Source organism: Burkholderia sp. Bp8992, from assembly GCF_003853705.1.
Lineage (GTDB): Bacteria > Pseudomonadota > Gammaproteobacteria > Burkholderiales > Burkholderiaceae > Burkholderia.
On record NZ_QTQI01000012.1, the window covers coordinates 12,334 to 27,659 of the forward strand.

The 15,326-nt window shown below is 69.5% G+C and carries 11 protein-coding genes; 4 read left to right on the forward strand and 7 right to left on the reverse strand.

What is annotated here, in order from left to right:
- Positions 1-90: 90 nt before the first annotated feature.
- Complete coding sequence (locus tag DIE03_RS18515; protein WP_124452820.1) at positions 91-897, reverse strand: helix-turn-helix transcriptional regulator; 807 nt, start codon at positions 895-897, stop codon at positions 91-93.
- A gap of 217 nt (positions 898-1,114) precedes the next feature.
- On the opposite strand from DIE03_RS18515, the gene DIE03_RS18520 reads away from it, so the two are divergent.
- Positions 1,115-1,867: a class I SAM-dependent methyltransferase gene (locus tag DIE03_RS18520; protein ID WP_124452822.1), complete on the forward strand. Its 753-nt coding sequence runs from the start codon at positions 1,115-1,117 to the stop codon at positions 1,865-1,867.
- 103 nt (positions 1,868-1,970) lie between these two features.
- Here DIE03_RS18520 and ppc read toward each other — a convergent pair whose 3' ends face one another.
- Positions 1,971-4,985 carry a phosphoenolpyruvate carboxylase gene (ppc, locus tag DIE03_RS18525; protein ID WP_124452824.1) on the reverse strand — a complete coding sequence of 1,005 codons (3,015 nt, stop codon included), beginning with the start codon at positions 4,983-4,985 and terminating at the stop codon, positions 1,971-1,973.
- Between the two features lie 208 nt (positions 4,986-5,193).
- Here ppc and hemC point away from each other — a divergent pair, with 208 nt between their 5' ends.
- Genes hemC through DIE03_RS18540 form a run of 3 tightly spaced genes read left to right on the forward strand, consistent with a single transcriptional unit; the run spans position 5,194 to position 9,358 of the window.
- Positions 5,194-6,198 carry a hydroxymethylbilane synthase gene (gene hemC / locus DIE03_RS18530; protein ID WP_124452826.1) on the forward strand — a complete coding sequence of 335 codons (1,005 nt, stop codon included), beginning with the start codon at positions 5,194-5,196 and terminating at the stop codon, positions 6,196-6,198.
- Positions 6,198-8,168, forward strand: coding sequence for a fused uroporphyrinogen-III synthase HemD/membrane protein HemX (gene hemDX, locus DIE03_RS18535; RefSeq protein WP_124452828.1), 1,971 nt, complete (start codon positions 6,198-6,200; stop codon positions 8,166-8,168). Before hemC ends, hemDX begins: the two co-directional genes overlap by 1 nt.
- Before the next feature lie 2 nt (positions 8,169-8,170).
- The gene (locus tag DIE03_RS18540; protein ID WP_124452830.1) at positions 8,171-9,358 is read left to right on the forward strand and encodes a heme biosynthesis protein HemY; all 1,188 of its coding nucleotides are present in this window, start codon (positions 8,171-8,173) and stop codon (positions 9,356-9,358) included.
- Positions 9,359-9,452: 94 nt separating this feature from the next.
- Here DIE03_RS18540 and DIE03_RS18545 read toward each other — a convergent pair whose 3' ends face one another.
- The 5 genes from DIE03_RS18545 to DIE03_RS18565 all read right to left on the reverse strand — a co-directional run bounded on the left by DIE03_RS18545 (position 9,453) and on the right by DIE03_RS18565 (position 15,144).
- A complete protein-coding gene (locus tag DIE03_RS18545; protein WP_124452832.1) occupies positions 9,453-10,679 on the reverse strand; it encodes an alpha/beta fold hydrolase in 1,227 nt (408 codons plus the stop codon).
- Positions 10,676-11,089 (reverse strand): helix-turn-helix domain-containing protein, encoded by a 414-nt coding sequence (locus tag DIE03_RS18550; RefSeq protein ID WP_124452834.1) that lies wholly within the window; start codon positions 11,087-11,089, stop codon positions 10,676-10,678. Before DIE03_RS18550 ends, DIE03_RS18545 begins: the two co-directional genes overlap by 4 nt.
- A gap of 231 nt (positions 11,090-11,320) precedes the next feature.
- Complete coding sequence (locus tag DIE03_RS18555; protein ID WP_124452836.1) at positions 11,321-12,625, reverse strand: MFS transporter; 1,305 nt, start codon at positions 12,623-12,625, stop codon at positions 11,321-11,323.
- Positions 12,626-12,870: 245 nt separating this feature from the next.
- A complete protein-coding gene (locus tag DIE03_RS18560) occupies positions 12,871-13,629 on the reverse strand; it encodes an SDR family oxidoreductase (RefSeq protein ID WP_124452838.1) in 759 nt (252 codons plus the stop codon).
- A gap of 75 nt (positions 13,630-13,704) precedes the next feature.
- Positions 13,705-15,144 carry an aldehyde dehydrogenase family protein gene (locus DIE03_RS18565; RefSeq protein ID WP_124452840.1) on the reverse strand — a complete coding sequence of 480 codons (1,440 nt, stop codon included), beginning with the start codon at positions 15,142-15,144 and terminating at the stop codon, positions 13,705-13,707.
- Between the last annotated feature and the right edge of the window lie 182 nt (positions 15,145-15,326).

A 15,326-nucleotide genomic window follows, 5' to 3' on the forward strand; every position in this document is an offset into this window, starting at 1 on the left:
AGGGGAGTTGGGCGGCGTGCGCCGCCGAGGGAATCCTGCAATTCTAGCATTCGCGGGCCTGCCGGCCGTGGCCCGCACGGGTCGGTCCGCTCAGTCGCGCACCAGCACGACGAGCTTCAGGTCCTCGCGGTGCGCGGGTTTCAGCGTGATCTGCTGGTACACGAGGCGGCCGTCGGCCGGATGGTCGAATTCGCGCAGCCCGCCTTCGCGTTCGAACACGTCCTGCGACGCCCAGTACTGCGCGAACGCGTCGCTGCCGGCGGTCAGCGCGTCGATCAGCGCGCGCGTCGGCGCGTCGGCCAGGTGGCGGATCGAATCGGCGCGGAATTCGGCCGCGAGCCGCCGGGCGCGGGTTTCCCAGTCGACAATCAGCGTGCGCGCGGCCGGCGACATGAACGTGAAGCGCAGCAGGTTGCGGTCGTGCTCGCCGTCGAGCCAGCCGGAAAATAGCGCGGCGGCCGGCGCGTTCCACGCGAGCGCGTTCCATTGCCGGTCGAGCACGTACGCCGGTGTGGCGATTGCCGCGACGGTCGCGGCGAGCGTCGGCGGCAGGTCGCCGCCGGCGACGTCGGGTTCGGCCGGGTCGCGCTGCGCGGCCAGCTCGAACAGGTACGCGCGCTCGGCCTTCGACAGCTGCAGCGCGACGGCAATACGCGCGAGCGCGTCGGCCGACGCCGACACCGGGCGGCCCTGTTCGATCCACGTGTACCAGGTCGGGCTGACGCCGCACAGCTGCGCGACTTCCTCGCGCCGCAACCCCGGCGTGCGGCGGCGCGGGCCGGGCGGCAGGCCGACGGCCTGCGGCGACAGCCGCTCGCGGTGGGCGCGGATGAATTCGCCGAGCGCGCGGGCGGGCGTGGCGTCGAGCGGCGGGACGGAGGAGGACGGCTGGTTCATGCGGAAACGGCGAAAGGGCCGCGGGGACGCGGCAAGGTTCAGACAGGTGGATCGAATACCAGAATAACTGCTTAACTTGTACTGGTACAGGCGCGGGCCTATTGTAGCGTCTCGCGCGCTGGCAGGGCAGCGGGCGTCCCCCACAACGCGTTGCACGGGGCCGGAACACGCGCGGAAGCGCCCATGCCGGCCGCTGCATCAAGGAAAGGAGCGAACGATGAAACACCACGACCAGGTCGCCGACGCATTCGGCACGACGGCCGCCGCCTATCTGACGAGCACGGTTCATGCGACGGGCGCCGACCTGCAGGCGCTCGCCGATGCGGTGAGCGCGACGCCCGATGCGACGGTGCTCGATCTCGGTTGCGGCGCCGGCCACGCGAGCTTCGCGGTCGCGCCGCACGTGCGCGCCGTGGTCGCCTACGATCTCGCCGCGCCGATGCTCGCGACCGTCGACGCGGCCGCGCGCGAGCGCGGGCTCGCGAACATCCGCACGCAGCAGGGGCCGGCCGAGCGGCTGCCGTTCGACACGGCGACGTTCGACTGGGTCGTGAGCCGCATGAGCGCGCATCACTGGCACGACATGCGCGCGGCGCTCGCCGAGGTGCGCCGCGTGCTGAAGCCGGGCGGCCGCGTGCTGATGATCGACATCGCCGGCAACGACCATCCGCTCCTCGACACGTACCTGCAGGCCGCGGAAGTGCTGCGCGACGCGTCGCACGTGCGCGACTACCGTGCCGACGAATGGCTCGCGATGTTCCGCGAGGCCGGCTTCGACGCGCAGGTGCACAGCCGCTGGCGGCTGCCGATCGATTTCGACACGTGGGTCGCGCGGATTCGCACGCCGGCCGACAGCGTGACGGGCATTCGCGCGCTGTGGGCGCATGCCCCCGACGAAGTGCGCGCCTACTACGCGGTGCAGCCCGACGGTTCGTTCGAGCACGACGGGCTGCTGATCGACGCGCATTGACGGGCGGCGCGCCGTGGCATGAAAAAAGCCGCGATACGCATGATCGCGTCTCGCGGCTTTCACGATGCAGGCCGGCGCGCAACGCGTGCGCGCCGCACGCGGATCAGCCCGTGTTGCGCAGGCCGGCCGCGATCCCGTTGATCGTCAGGTGAATCCCGCGACGCAGCCGCGCGTTCGTGTCGCCCGCGCGGTGACGCTTGATCAGCTCGACCTGCAGGTGGTTCAGCGGATCGAGATACGGGAAGCGGTTCTTGATCGAGCGTGCGAGCAGCGGGTTGGTCGCAAGGCGGCCTTCGTGCCCGGTGATTTCCGCGAGCGCCTGCGACGTGCGCTCCCATTCCGCGACGATCCGCTCGAACACGTGCTTGCGCAGCTTGCGGTCGGACACGAGCTGCGCGTAGCGCGACGCGACCGCGAGATCGGTCTTCGCGAGCACCATGTCCATGTTCGACATCAGGTTCGAGAAGAACGGCCAGGTCTTGTTCATCTTCTTCAGCAGCGCGACGCGCTTCGTGCGCTCGGCGTCGTCCTGCGCGCTGTCGAGATACGCGCTCACCGCGCTGCCGAAGCCGTACCAGCCGGTCAGCAGCAGCCGGCACTGGCCCCACGAGAAGCCCCACGGAATCGCGCGCAGGTCCTCGATCTTGCGCTGCTTCGGATCCTGCAGCTTGCGCGACGCCGGGCGGCTGCCGATGTTCAGCTCGGCGATCTCGGTGATCGGCGTCGACGAGAAGAAGTAGTCGGTGAAGCCCGGGGTTTCATAGACGAGCGCGCGGTACGCGGCCATCGCCGAGTCGGACAGCGTCTGCATCGCGGCTTCGAACGCGGGCAGCTGCGCCGGCGCGTTCGACTGCGGCAGCAGCGAGGCTTCGAGCGTCGCGGCGACGACCGTCTCGAGGTTGCGCCGGCCGATCTCGGGGTTCGCGAACTTGCTCGCGATCACCTCGCCCTGTTCGGTCAGGCGGATCTGGCCGTTCACGGTGCCCGGCGGCTGCGACAGGATCGCCTGGTAGGTCGGGCCGCCGCCGCGGCCGACCGTGCCGCCGCGGCCGTGGAACAGCCGCAGCGTGATCTTGCGGTCGCGGAACAGGTCGACGAGCGCGAGTTCCGCGCGATACAGCTCCCAGTTCGACGTGAGGAAGCCGCCGTCCTTGTTGCTGTCCGAGTAGCCGAGCATCACTTCCTGCTCGGCGCCCTGGTGCGCGATCAGCGCGTCGATGCCCGGCAGTGCGAAGTATTCGCGCATGATGCGCGCGGCGTCGCGCAGGTCGGGAATCGTCTCGAACAGCGGGATCACCATCAGGCTGTTGCGCGCGTCGCCGCCCGGCACGCCGAGCGTGCCTTCGAGCAGGCCCGTCTCCTTCTGCAGCAGCAGGACTTCGACGAGGTCGCTGACGGTTTCCGTATGCGAAATGATGTAGTTGCGCACCGCGCGCGCGCCGAATTGCGCACGGACTTCGCGCGCCTTCTCGAACACGCCGAGCTCGCTCTGCGCGAGCGCCGAGTATTCGAAGTACGGCGAGCGCAGCGGACGCGGGTCGGCCAGCGCGGCCAGCAGCACGCGCAGCTTGTCTTCCTCGGCGAGCGCCGCGTAGTCGGCTTCGACGCCCGCGCGCGCGAACAGCTCGGCGACCACCGCTTCGTGGATGTCGGAGCTCTGGCGCAGGTCGATGCTCGCGAGATGGAAGCCGAACACTTCGGCCGCGCGCACGAGCGGCGCGAGGCGCGGCGCGGCGAGCGACGTGCCGTGGTGCTCGTCGAGCGACGCGGTCAGCACCTTCAGGTCGGCGACGAACGCTTCGGAATCCGGATACGGGATCGCGCGCACGGGCGGGGCGCCGCGGCCCGCGCTGCGCACGGGCACCGTGCCTTCGCCGACGCGCACGCGCGCGCTCGCCGCGAGCCGCGTGTAGATGCCGATCAGCGCACGGCGATACGGTTCGTCGACGCGGTGCGGCGACTGGTCGGGCGAGGCGGCCGCGAGCGCCTTCACGGCGTCGTTCGCGCCGACGAGCAGGTTCGATACCGACAGCTCGGCGCCGAGCTTGTGCACCTGTTCCAGGTAGTGCTCGAGGATCACCGCGGCCTGGCGGTTGATCGCTTCGTCGAGCGTCGGCGCGGTCACGTTCGGGTTGCCGTCGCGGTCGCCGCCGATCCAGCTGCCCATCTGGAAGAACGCGGGCACGCGGGCGGACAGGCCGTGCTCGGCGAGCGCGGCCTCGATGTCGCCGTACAGCGCGGGCAGTTCGTCGAGGAACGTCGCGCGGTAGTACGACAGCGCGTTCTCGATCTCGTCGCCGACCGTCAGGCGCGAGTCGCGCAGCATGCGCGTCTGCCACAGCGCGGTCACGCGCGCACGCAGCATCGCTTCGTTGTACTGGCGCTCGCGCGCGGTCAGTTCCTGGTCGCGCTCGGCGAGCAGGCGCGCGATGTCGTGTTGCGCGTCGAGGATGCTCTTGCGCTGTACTTCGGTCGGGTGCGCGGTCAGCACGGGCACGATCAGCGCGTCGTCGAAGAAGCGCTGCAGCAGGCGCTTCGACGCGTTGCCGGTCGTCTTCAGCTGTTCGAGCGCGTACGCGACCGTGCCCGGTTGCGCTGCCGAGCCGGCCAGCGCGTGGATGCGGCGGCGGCGGTTGTGGTGGCGGTCTTCCGCGATGTTCGCCAGGTGCGAGAAATAGCTGAACGCGCGCACGACGCTCACCGTCTGCTCCGGCGTCAGCTTGCGCAGCTTCTTCTCGAGCGTCTGTGCGGCTTCGCTGTCGTCCTCGCGGCGGAACTTGACCGCGGTCTGGCGGATCGTCTCGACGACGTCGAATACCGTATCGCCTTCCTGTTCGCGCACGACGTCGCCAAGCAGGCGGCCGAGGAAGCGGATGTCCTCGAACAGCGGACGGTCCTTGTCGTCGCGCGTGCGCGTGCCGGCCTTCGGCGCGGCGGCCTTGCGGGCAGCGGGGCCGGCGGCTTTGGCCGCGCGTTTCGTCTGACGTATCGGGTCTTTCGGTTTCGTTGCCGTTTTCGCACGGCCGTTCGCGGCGGTGGCGACGATGTCCGTCGAGGCGTCGGAGGAGGACAGGGCAGCATTGCGGCGCGCCGTACGCGCCGATCCGGAAGACTTCACGATGGGTTTCCTTGGGAAAGCTCGAGTCAAAAGGAACTGCGGAAACTGCGGGAACTGCGGTCAAGCAACCAGCTACGTGCGGCACATCCGCGCATCGGCGCCGCGACCCGCACAGGGGCAGGCCGGGCGCAGGCTCCGGGCCCGGGCGGGCCGGGGCGTGCGTGCTACCATTGTTCGATCTTCAATCCCGTCCTTCGATGTTCCAGCAATGAATTCCGAGACCCCTGCGGCCGGGCCGCAACAGGCACAGCCGCCCGCGACGTTGACGATTGCTTCGCGAGAGAGCCGCCTGGCGATGTGGCAAGCCGAACATGTGCGTGATGCGCTGCGCAAATTATATCCAGCTTGTGACGTGAAAATCCTCGGGATGACGACCCGCGGCGATCAGATTCTCGATCGCACGCTGTCGAAGGTCGGCGGCAAGGGCCTGTTCGTGAAGGAACTGGAAAGCGCGCTGGCCGACGGCCGCGCCGATCTCGCCGTGCATTCGCTGAAGGATGTGCCGATGGCGCTGCCCGACGGCTTCACGCTCGCCGCGATCATGGAGCGCGAAGACCCGCGCGATGCATTCGTGTCGAACGACTTCGCGTCGCTCGACGCACTGCCGGCCGGCGCGGTCGTCGGCACCTCGAGCCTGCGCCGTGAAGCGATGCTGCGTTCGCGCTATCCGCATCTGGAAGTCCTGCCGCTGCGCGGCAACCTCGACACGCGTCTCGCGAAGCTCGACCGCGGCGACTACGCGGCGATCATCCTCGCGGCCGCCGGCCTGAAACGCCTCGGCCTCGAAGCGCGCATTCGCACGCTGCTCGACGTCGAGGCCAGCCCGCCCGCGGCCGGCCAGGGTGCGCTCGGCATCGAGATCGCCGCGCACCGCGACGACGTCGCCGCGTGGCTCGCGCCGCTGCACGACCCGCAGACCGCGCTCGCGGTCGAGGCCGAGCGGATGGTGTCGCGCGCGCTCGGCGGCAGCTGCGAGGTGCCGCTTGCCGCGCACGCGGTGTGGCGCGCGGGCGAACTGTACCTGACGGGCCGCGTGTCGACGACCGACGGCAAGCGCGTGCTGACGGCCGAGGAGTGCGGCGCCGTGATGACCGTCGCCGATGCGCTCGCGCTCGGCCGCGCGGTATCCGACGAGCTCGAGGCGCAAGGCGCGCTCGACATCGTCCAGGCACTGCTCGCCGGCTCGCAGGCCGCGGGCAAGGGCGACGCCTGATGGCGGGCGGCGCGCGCGCGTTCACCGCTGTCCTGACGCGTCCGGACGGCCAGTCCGATGCGCTCGCGTCGCAACTCGCCGATGCCGGTTGCGACGTGCTCGAATTTCCGCTGATCGACATTGCGCCGGTCGACGATCCGGCACCGCTCGACGCCGCGTTCGCGGCGCTTGCCGACTACGCGCTGGTGATTTTCGTGTCGCCGAACGCGATCGACCGCGCGCTCGCGCAGTACGGCGCGATCTGGCCGAACGCGCTGCCGGTCGGCGTGGTCGGGCCCGGCAGCGTCGCGGCGCTCGAGCGTCACGGCATCGCGGCACCCGCGCATCGCGTGATCGCGCCGCAGGCGCCGGCCGACGGCGGCGTCCCCCATTACGATTCCGAGAGCCTGTTCGCGTGCATCGAGGCCGCGTTCGGCGGCGTGCAGGCGCTGGCGTCCAAGCGCGTGCTGATCGTGCGCGGCGACGGCGGGCGCGAATGGCTCGCCGAGCGCCTGCGCGAGGCCGGCGCGGACGTCACGCTCGTCGCCGCCTACCGGCGCGTCGTGCCGGAGCCGCGCGTCGGCGCGTGGGAGCGCGTGCACGCGCTGCTCGACGGCCAGCCGCATGCGTGGCTCGTCACGAGCTCGGAAGGCGTGCGCAACCTGCACGAACTCGCGCGGGCGCACCTGAACGATGCCGAGATCGACGCGCTGAAGCATGCGCCGGTCGTCACGCCGCACCCGCGGATCGAGCAGACCGCTCGCGCATTGGGTTTTGATAGGATTACGCTGACCGGCGCGGGCGATGAGCGCATCGTCCGCGCGTTTCGAACGATGGCCGACGAGGCCGTCCAACCGGCGACAGCCGCACCGGTGACTAAACGCATGACAGATACCAACGATTCCAAAAGCGTCGCTTCCCAGCCGGCCGCTGCATCCGCGCCGCCGTCCAGTCCCCCTTATCGCGCGCCCGAGCCGCCCGCGCGCCGCGGCGGCAGCGCAGTGCTGTGGTTCGTCGTCGTCGTGCTCGGTTGCGCGGCCGGTGTCGGCGGCTACGCGCTGAACCGCAAGATCGACCGCCTCGACGGCACGTTCGTCACGCGCCAGAAGGCGCTCGACGCGCAGGCGGCCGAAACGCGCATGAAGACCGAGCAGGCGCTCGCGAGCACGCACCAGGTCGACACGCAGCTCGCGCAGCTCGACGGCAAGCTCGCCGACGCGCAGAGCGCGCAGCAGGCGCTGCAGCAGCAATACCAGGACCTGTCGCGCAACCGCGACGCGTGGATGCTCGAGGAAGTCGACCAGATGCTGTCGAGCGCGAGCCAGCAGCTCCAGCTGACCGGCAACACGCAGCTCGCGCTGATCGCGCTGCAGAACGCCGACGCGCGTCTCGCGACGTCGCAGAGCGCGCAGGCCGTCACGGTGCGCAAGGCGCTCGCGCTGGACATCGAGAAGCTGAAGGCCGCGCCGGCCGCCGATCTCACGGGCCTCGCGATCAAGCTCGACGACGCGATCGCGAAGATCGACGCGCTGCCGCTGTCCGGCGAGGCGATCGTGCCGCACGCGGAGCCGAAGGCTGCGCCGGCCGAGCCCGCATCGCCGGCCGTGGCCGGCGAGCCGCGCTGGAAGGTGTGGTGGCACGACTTCTCGGCCGGCCTCGGCCAGCAGCTGAAGAGCCTCGTGCAGGTGCGCCGGATCGACAACGCGGACGCGATGCTCGCGTCGCCCGACCAGGGCTACTTCGTGCGCGAGAACGTGAAGCTGCGCCTGCTCACCGCGCGGCTGTCGCTGCTCGCGCGCAACGACAGCGCGATGAAGGCCGACCTGCACGCCGCGCAGGCGTCGCTCGGGAAGTATTTCGATCAGGCGTCGAAGGACACGCAGACCGTCGAGGATCTGCTCAAGCAGGTTGACGGCGCATCGCTGACGGTTGCGGTGCCGAACCTGAACACGAGCCTGAACGCCGTTCAGCAGTTCAAGAGCCGGGGGTAACGATGACGCTTCGAGGAATCGTCTGGCTCGCGGTCCTGTTCGCGATCGCCGCGGCGCTCGCCACCGTCGGCCGTTTCGACGCGGGGCAGGTGCTGCTCGTCTATCCGCCGTACCGGATCGACGTGTCGCTGAACCTGTTCGTGATCGCCATCGTCGTGCTGTTCATCGTCATGTACGCGCTGCTGCGCATCGTGCGCAACATCTGGCGCATGCCGCAGCGGGTCGCCGCGTATCGTGCGCGTTCGCGCAACGAGAAGGCACAGGCGTCGCTGCGCGACGCCATTTCGAACCTGTACGCAGGCCGCTTCTCGCGCGCGGAGAAGGCCGCGCGTGAAGCGTTGACGGTCGATGCGAACCTGGGCGCCGCGAGTCTCGTCGCGGCCACCGCCGCGCACCGGATGCACGAGTACACGCGCCGCGACGACTGGCTGTCGAAGGTCGACGCGCCCGAATGGCAGGACGCACGGCTGCTCGCGGCGGCCGACATGCGCGCGGACGCGCGTGACGCCGACGGTGCGCTCGCCGCGCTGGCCGACATGCAGGCCGGCGGCAAGCGCATTCATGCGCAGCAGGTCGCGCTGCGCGCGCAGCAGCAACTGAAGAACTGGGCCGAGGTGCTGAAGCTCGCGAAGGCGCTCGAAAAGCGCGAGGCGCTGCATCCGGCCGCGGCCGTGCGGCTGCGCCAGCAGGCTGCAGAGAACCTGTTGCGCGAACGCCGGCACGACCCCGATGCCCTGCTCGAAGTGTGGCAGTCGCTGTCGCCGGTCGAGCGCCAGTCGCCGCGTCTGGCCGATCTCGCGGCCGACCTGCTGGTGCCGCTCGAGCGTCGCAACGAAGCGCGTCGCATCGTCGAGGACGCGCTCGCGCACAACTGGGATGCCCGTCTGCTGCGCCGTTACCCGGACACGGCCGGCGCCGATGCGCTGCCGCTGATCCAGAAGGCCGAAGGGTGGAAGAAGGATCATCCGGACGATGCCGACCTGCTGTTCGCGCTCGGCCGCCTCTGCCAGCAGCAGCAGCTGTGGGGCAAGGCGCAGTCGTTCCTCGAAGCGGCGCTGAAACTGGCCGACAACGAGGCGCTGAAGGTGCGCGCGCATCGCGCGCTCGCGCGCCTGTTCGAGCATCTCGGCGAAACCGACAAGGCCGCGAAGCACTACCGCGAAAGCGCGCTCGCGATCACCGTGGTCTGACAGCGGCGCTGTACTGCACGGCGTAAAAGCCCCGAACGCCCAGCGGCCTTCGGGGCCTTTTTTCGTCCCATCTTTTCGTCCCTTTTTTCGTCCGTTATGCGCCGAGCCTGCGCAGCAGGTCGTCTTCGTTCGCGACGAACCAGACCGACTGTCCGCGATTGGATTCGCGAACGAGCGCGCGCAGCGCTTCGCTGCGCGCGAGCCAGCGGTCGATGTCGCCGACCACACCGAGCCGGACGCCGTAGTTGACGAGTTTCTGCAGCACGGTGCCGGCCAGCCCGCTGTCGAGCCGGTAGAAATCATCGTGCAGCGCGTCGGCGGGGATCGCGATCCAGTCGGCTTCGTGCTCGTGCGCGAGCGCGACGAGCTCGAGCGCATCGCTTTCCCGATGCACGAGGGCGGCGAAAGGATCGCGGACCAGCACACGGCTGCCGGCTGCCTGAATGATTCGGTGGTGCATGTGGGTAGGTTCCGTCGATGCGAGAAACGCGCGCACGTTGTCGCGCTGCCCGCGGATGAAATGGGGCTGCTCCGGAAGAAACAGGACCTGCGCGTGCGGCACGAGGCGCGTCAGGCGATCGCGCGTGTCGCGTGAATCGAGCATCACGTCGCGGCCGCCGACGATCGCCAGTACGGGCGTGGACAACGTGCGGAGCGTCGCGTCGTCGAATACCGGGATCGGTTCGAGGCGCGGGCGGAAGCCGCGGTCGATCGCGCGCATCAGTGCGAGCGCGTCACGCGCCGCCGGCGTGGACGGCCGCGGCAGGCGGCCGAGTACGCGCCGCCGCACGCAGGCGCGCCCGGCATCGCCGAGCAGCAGCAGCGGCAGCGCCCACCACAGAAACGGCTTCTGCCGGCCGATCCCCGACGGGCAGAGCAGCGCGAGCCGCGTCACGCGCGCGGGGCGCCGCAGCGCGAAATCGAGCGCCGTTCGCGCGCCGAGCGAGATGCCGACGAACGCGACGCGCGACACCTGCAGGCCGTCCAGCACGTCGTCGAGCCACTGCGCGTACGCGTCGCCCGCGAGCGGCGGCCGTGACGGCGCGCTCGGTCCGGCTTCGCCGATCACGTCGATCGCGTAGAGCCGGAAGTGCGTCGCCCATTCGGCCGCATCGTGCTGCCAGCTTGCCGCCGTCGTCTGCGCACCGTGGATCAGCACGACCGGCGGCGCGTGTTCGGGCCCGCAGGCGATCACGTGCGTCGGCCCGTGGCGCGTTTGCACCGTGATGCGCCGATGCCCGGCCGGCCAGTGCGACAGCGCGGCCGCGTAAGCGGCGCGAATCGCGCGCGCGTGGCGCGGCGACCGGAAGACCGTGCTCATGTGCCGCTTTTCTGCAGCAGCATGTCGAGCGACGACATCAGCGCAGCCGTGTCGGCCGGCGTCGCGGCGACGACGACCTTGACGAGGCTCGATGCGGGATCGAACGTGACGTCGATCCGCACGGGGTCGACATACGACGTGCGGCCGGACGCCATCGCGTGCAGCGACCGCGACAGGTACTGGTGCAGCGACTGCGACGCGTCCGGAACGTCGACGATGCTGGTGACGCGCACCGCACGCGGCACGGGCGCGGCCGGCGTCGTGGGCGCGAACGCGGCGAGATCGGTGTCGAGGATGCGGTATGCGCGGCCGACCCGCGTCGCGCGCAGCTTGCCGTCGCGAATGAACCGCAGGACGGTCTTCGGGTGAACGCGCAGGCGGGCGGCGGTGTCTTCGACGGTGTGGAACATGGTCGGCAATTGATTCCCTTGATGTTCTTTATTGTTCCATATAAATAAGAGTATAGGGGAGTAATTTGGCGAATAAGGTGCCATCATCCAGCCGGCGTGGCAGCTGCCCGATCCGGGGCGCGCCTGCCCGGAATGGAAAACGCCCCGGCGACCGGAGGGATTCCGGTTGCCGGGGCGTGCCGGGGGCCGGCAGTCGGCCGGCGTGTCCGGTGAGACGCTATGCGCCGCGCATCACTTGTCGACCAGCCGTTTCGGCACCGACAGCGCGAGCAATCCGCCGAGCACGAGGAACGCGGCGAGCATATACATGCCCGCATCGTTGGCGCCCGTCGCCTGCTTGAGCCAGCCCATCAGGTACGGGCTCAGGAAACCGGCGAGGTTGCCGATCGAATTGATCATTGCGATGCCGGCCGCGGCGGCCGCGCCGCCGAGGAATGCGGTCGGCAGGCTCCAGAACAGCGGCAGCGTCGTCAGGATGCCGATCGTCGCGAGCGTGAGGCCGAGCATCGCGAGTGCGGTCTGGTGCGCCCAGATCACCGACAACACGAGCCCGAGCGCGCCGATCGCGGCCGGAATCGCGAGGTGCCAGCGGCGTTCGCGGCGCTTGTCCGCGCTGCGCGCGATCAGGATCATCGCGACCACCGCGGCCGCGTACGGAATCGCCGACAGCAGGCCGATCATGATCGTGTCGGTCACGCCCGTCGCCTTGATGATCGTCGGCAGCCAGAAGCCGACGCCGTAGAGTCCCATCACGAACGAGAAATAGATCAGCGCCATCAGCCACACGCGCGGGCTCGACATCACCGCGCCGAGCGGCAGGTCTTCCTTGGTGGCTTCTTCCGCGTCGACGTTGCGGGTGAGCAGCGCCTTTTCCTCGTCGGTGAGCCACGTTGCCTTCGCGATCCGCTCGTCGAGCGTGAAGAACACGAGCACGCCGGCGAGCACCGACGGGATGCCTTCGAGCAGGAACAGCCATTGCCAGCCGTGCCAGCCGCTCACGCCGTCGAACGCCTTCAGGATGAAGCCCGAGATCGGCCCGCCGATCACGCCGGACAGCGCGACGGCCGTCATGAAGAACGTCGTCATCCGGCCGCGCCGGTGCGCGGGATACCAGTACGTGAGGTAGAGGATCACGCCGGGGAAGAAGCCCGCTTCGGCGACGCCGAGCAGGAAGCGCATCACGTAGAACATCGCGGGCGTCGTGACGAACATCGTCAGGATCGAGATCACGCCCCAGGTCGCCATGATGCGCGCGATCCATACGCGCGCGCCGACCTTGTGCAGGATGATGTTGCTCGGCACTTCGAACAGGAAATAGCCGAAGAAGAAGATTCCGGCGCCGAGCCCGTACACGGTGTCGCTCAGGTTCAGGTCGCTCGCCATCTGCAGCTTCGCGAACCCGACGTTCACGCGGTCGAGATACGCGACCACGTAGCACAGCAGCAGGAGCGGCACGAGCCGCCACGATACCTTTCGGTAGGTTGCTTCCTCGAATGCGCCGGACGAGCCCGGCAGCGATTGCGTCGATGTTGCCATGTTGTCTCCTGTCGATCCAAGTTAGCGCTTTAGCGGTTACTTGGATCCCATGCTTCGCGGTCGATCCAAGTTAGCGCTTTAGCGGTTACTTGGATCCCATGCTTTGCGGTCGATCCAAGTTAGCGCTTTAGCGGTTGCTTGGATTCCATGTACCGCTGTCCTTGTAGTTGGCCGGAGCAGACGCAGCGGCGTGTCCGATCCGGTTTCGTGTGAAGCAAGAAGGGTAATCGTGCCGCCTGTTACAGCTAGATGCAGCGCCCGCCGTCGACTTCGAGGCAGACGCCGGTGATGAATTCGGCTTCGTCGGACGCAAGGTACAGCGCGGCGTTCGCGATGTCCTGCGGCGTCGAGAAGCGGCCGAGCGGGATCGTCGCGAGGAAGCGACTGCGATTTTCCGGCGTGTCCTCGCAGCCCATGAACTCGGTCATCAGCGCCGTCTCGCCGAGCACGGGGTTGATGCAGTTCACGCGGATGCGGTCGGCACCGAGTTCGGCCGCGAGCGACTTGCTCGCGGTGATCATCGCGCCCTTCGTGCTGTTGTACCAGACGAGGCCCGGGCGCGGCCGCACGCCGGCCGTCGACGCGACGTTCACGAACACGCCGCCGCCCTGTGCACGGAAGTACGGCACGAGGGTCTGCACGCACCAGAACAGGCTCTTCATGTTGACCGCGTATACGCGGTCGAACTCGGCTTCCGTCACGTCGAGCACGGGCTTGTTGCGGTGCGTGGTGCCCGCGTTGTTCACGACGATCTGCACCGCGTGGAAATCGTCGAGCGCGGCCTGCAGCAGCGCATGCCAGTCTTCCTGCCTCGACACGTCGCCGGCCACCGCGATCGCCTTGCCGCCCGCGAGCGCGATCTCGCTCGCGACGCGCTCGGCTGCCGCGCCGTTCAGGTCGTTGACGACGACGTTCGCGCCTTCGCGCGCATACGTCTTCGCGATGCCTTCGCCGAAACCCGAGCCGCCGCCCGTGACGATGGCCGTCTTGCCGCTCAACCGCATGGTGTGTCTCCTGTGCTGGTTATGAGAGTCGTCGCGTGTCGCGATGCGGCCGGCCGCGTATCGCGCGCCGCGCGTTCAGCCGTGGCGGATCGCGATCGTCTTCAGCGCGGTGAAGCCGTACAGTGCCTCGAAGCCTTTTTCGCGGCCGTGGCCCGAGTGGCCGACGCCGCCGAACGGCAGTTCGACGCCGCCGCCCGCGCCATAGTTGTTGATGAACACCTGGCCCGCGCGCAGGCGCCGCGCAAGACGCATCTGGCGCGCACCGTCGCGCGTCCAGATGCCCGCGACGAGGCCGTACGGCGTGCCGTTCGCGAGCGCGACGGCTTCGTCTTCGTCGACGAAACGCATCGCGGCGAGCACGGGGCCGAACACTTCTTCCTGTGCGAGGCGGTGCGACGGCGGTACGTCGCGCAACAGCGCAGGGGCCTGGTAGAAGCCGCTTTCGGGTGCGTCGGCGACGACCTGCCCGTGCGCGGCCATCGGAATGCCGTCGTGCTGCGCGTCGGACAGGAAATCCCACACGCGCTGTTGCTGCTTCGCGTTGATCAGCGGGCCGCAGTCGAGATCGGCTCGGCTCGGGCCGACACGCAGGCCGTTGAACGCGGTGGCGAGGCGCTCGACGAGCGGCTCGTACACCGCGCGCTCGATCAGCACGCGGCTGCCGGCCGAGCAGGTCTGCCCGCCGTTCTGCACGATCGCCGACACGAGCACGGGCAGCGCCGCTTCGAGATCGGCATCGGCGAACACGATCTGCGGCGACTTGCCGCCGAGCTCGAGCGTGACGGGCACGTGGTTCTCGGCCGCCATCTGCGCGACCAGCTTGCCGGTGGCCGGCGAACCCGTAAACGAGATGTGGTCGATGCCAGGATGGCGCGCGAGTGCGGCGCCGGCTTCATGGCCGTAGCCGGTGACGATGTTGAGCGCGCCGGCCGGCAGCCCGGCTTCGGCGGCGAGCTCGGCGACGCGCAGCACGGACAGGCACGCGTCCTCGGCCGGCTTGACGACGCAGGCGTTGCCGGCCGCGAGCGCCGCGCCGACGCTGCGCCCGAAGATCTGCATCGGGTAGTTCCACGGCACGATGTGGCCCGTGACGCCGTGCGGCTCGCGCACCGTCAGCACCGTGTAGCCGGCCTGGTAGGGGAGGGTTTCGCCGTGCAGCTTGTCGGCGGCGCCCGCGTAGAACTCGAAGTAGCGCGCGAGCGCGGCCGCGTCGGCGCGCGCCTGCTTCAGCGGCTTGCCGGTGTCGCGCGCCTCGATCGCGGCGAGTTCCTCGATCGAATCGGCGACGCGCGCCGACAGCCGCATCAGCACGCGGCCGCGCTCGGCTGCGCTCGTGGCGCCCCACGGGCCCGCGAAGGCGTCGCGGGCCGCGGCGACCGCGCGCTCGATGTCGGGTGCGGTACCGCGGGCGATCGTCGCGAACGGCTGGCCGTCGGACGGATCGACGACCGCGATGGTTTCCAGTTGTGCGGGCAACGTCCATTCGCCCGCAATGAAGTGCTTCGCCTCTTCCATGCCTGCTCCTGTCCTGCGCTGACTCGGTTTCCATGCGTTGCGGCCGGCCGGCCGACCGGCGACGGCGCTTCAGCGCCGAGGCAGGCCCCGTGCGACGCGGCCGGTGATTCGATGGCCGACCATCCGGAACGATTATCGCGCCGATCGTCATCCGGACGCCACCGGTCGATTGGCTATAATGG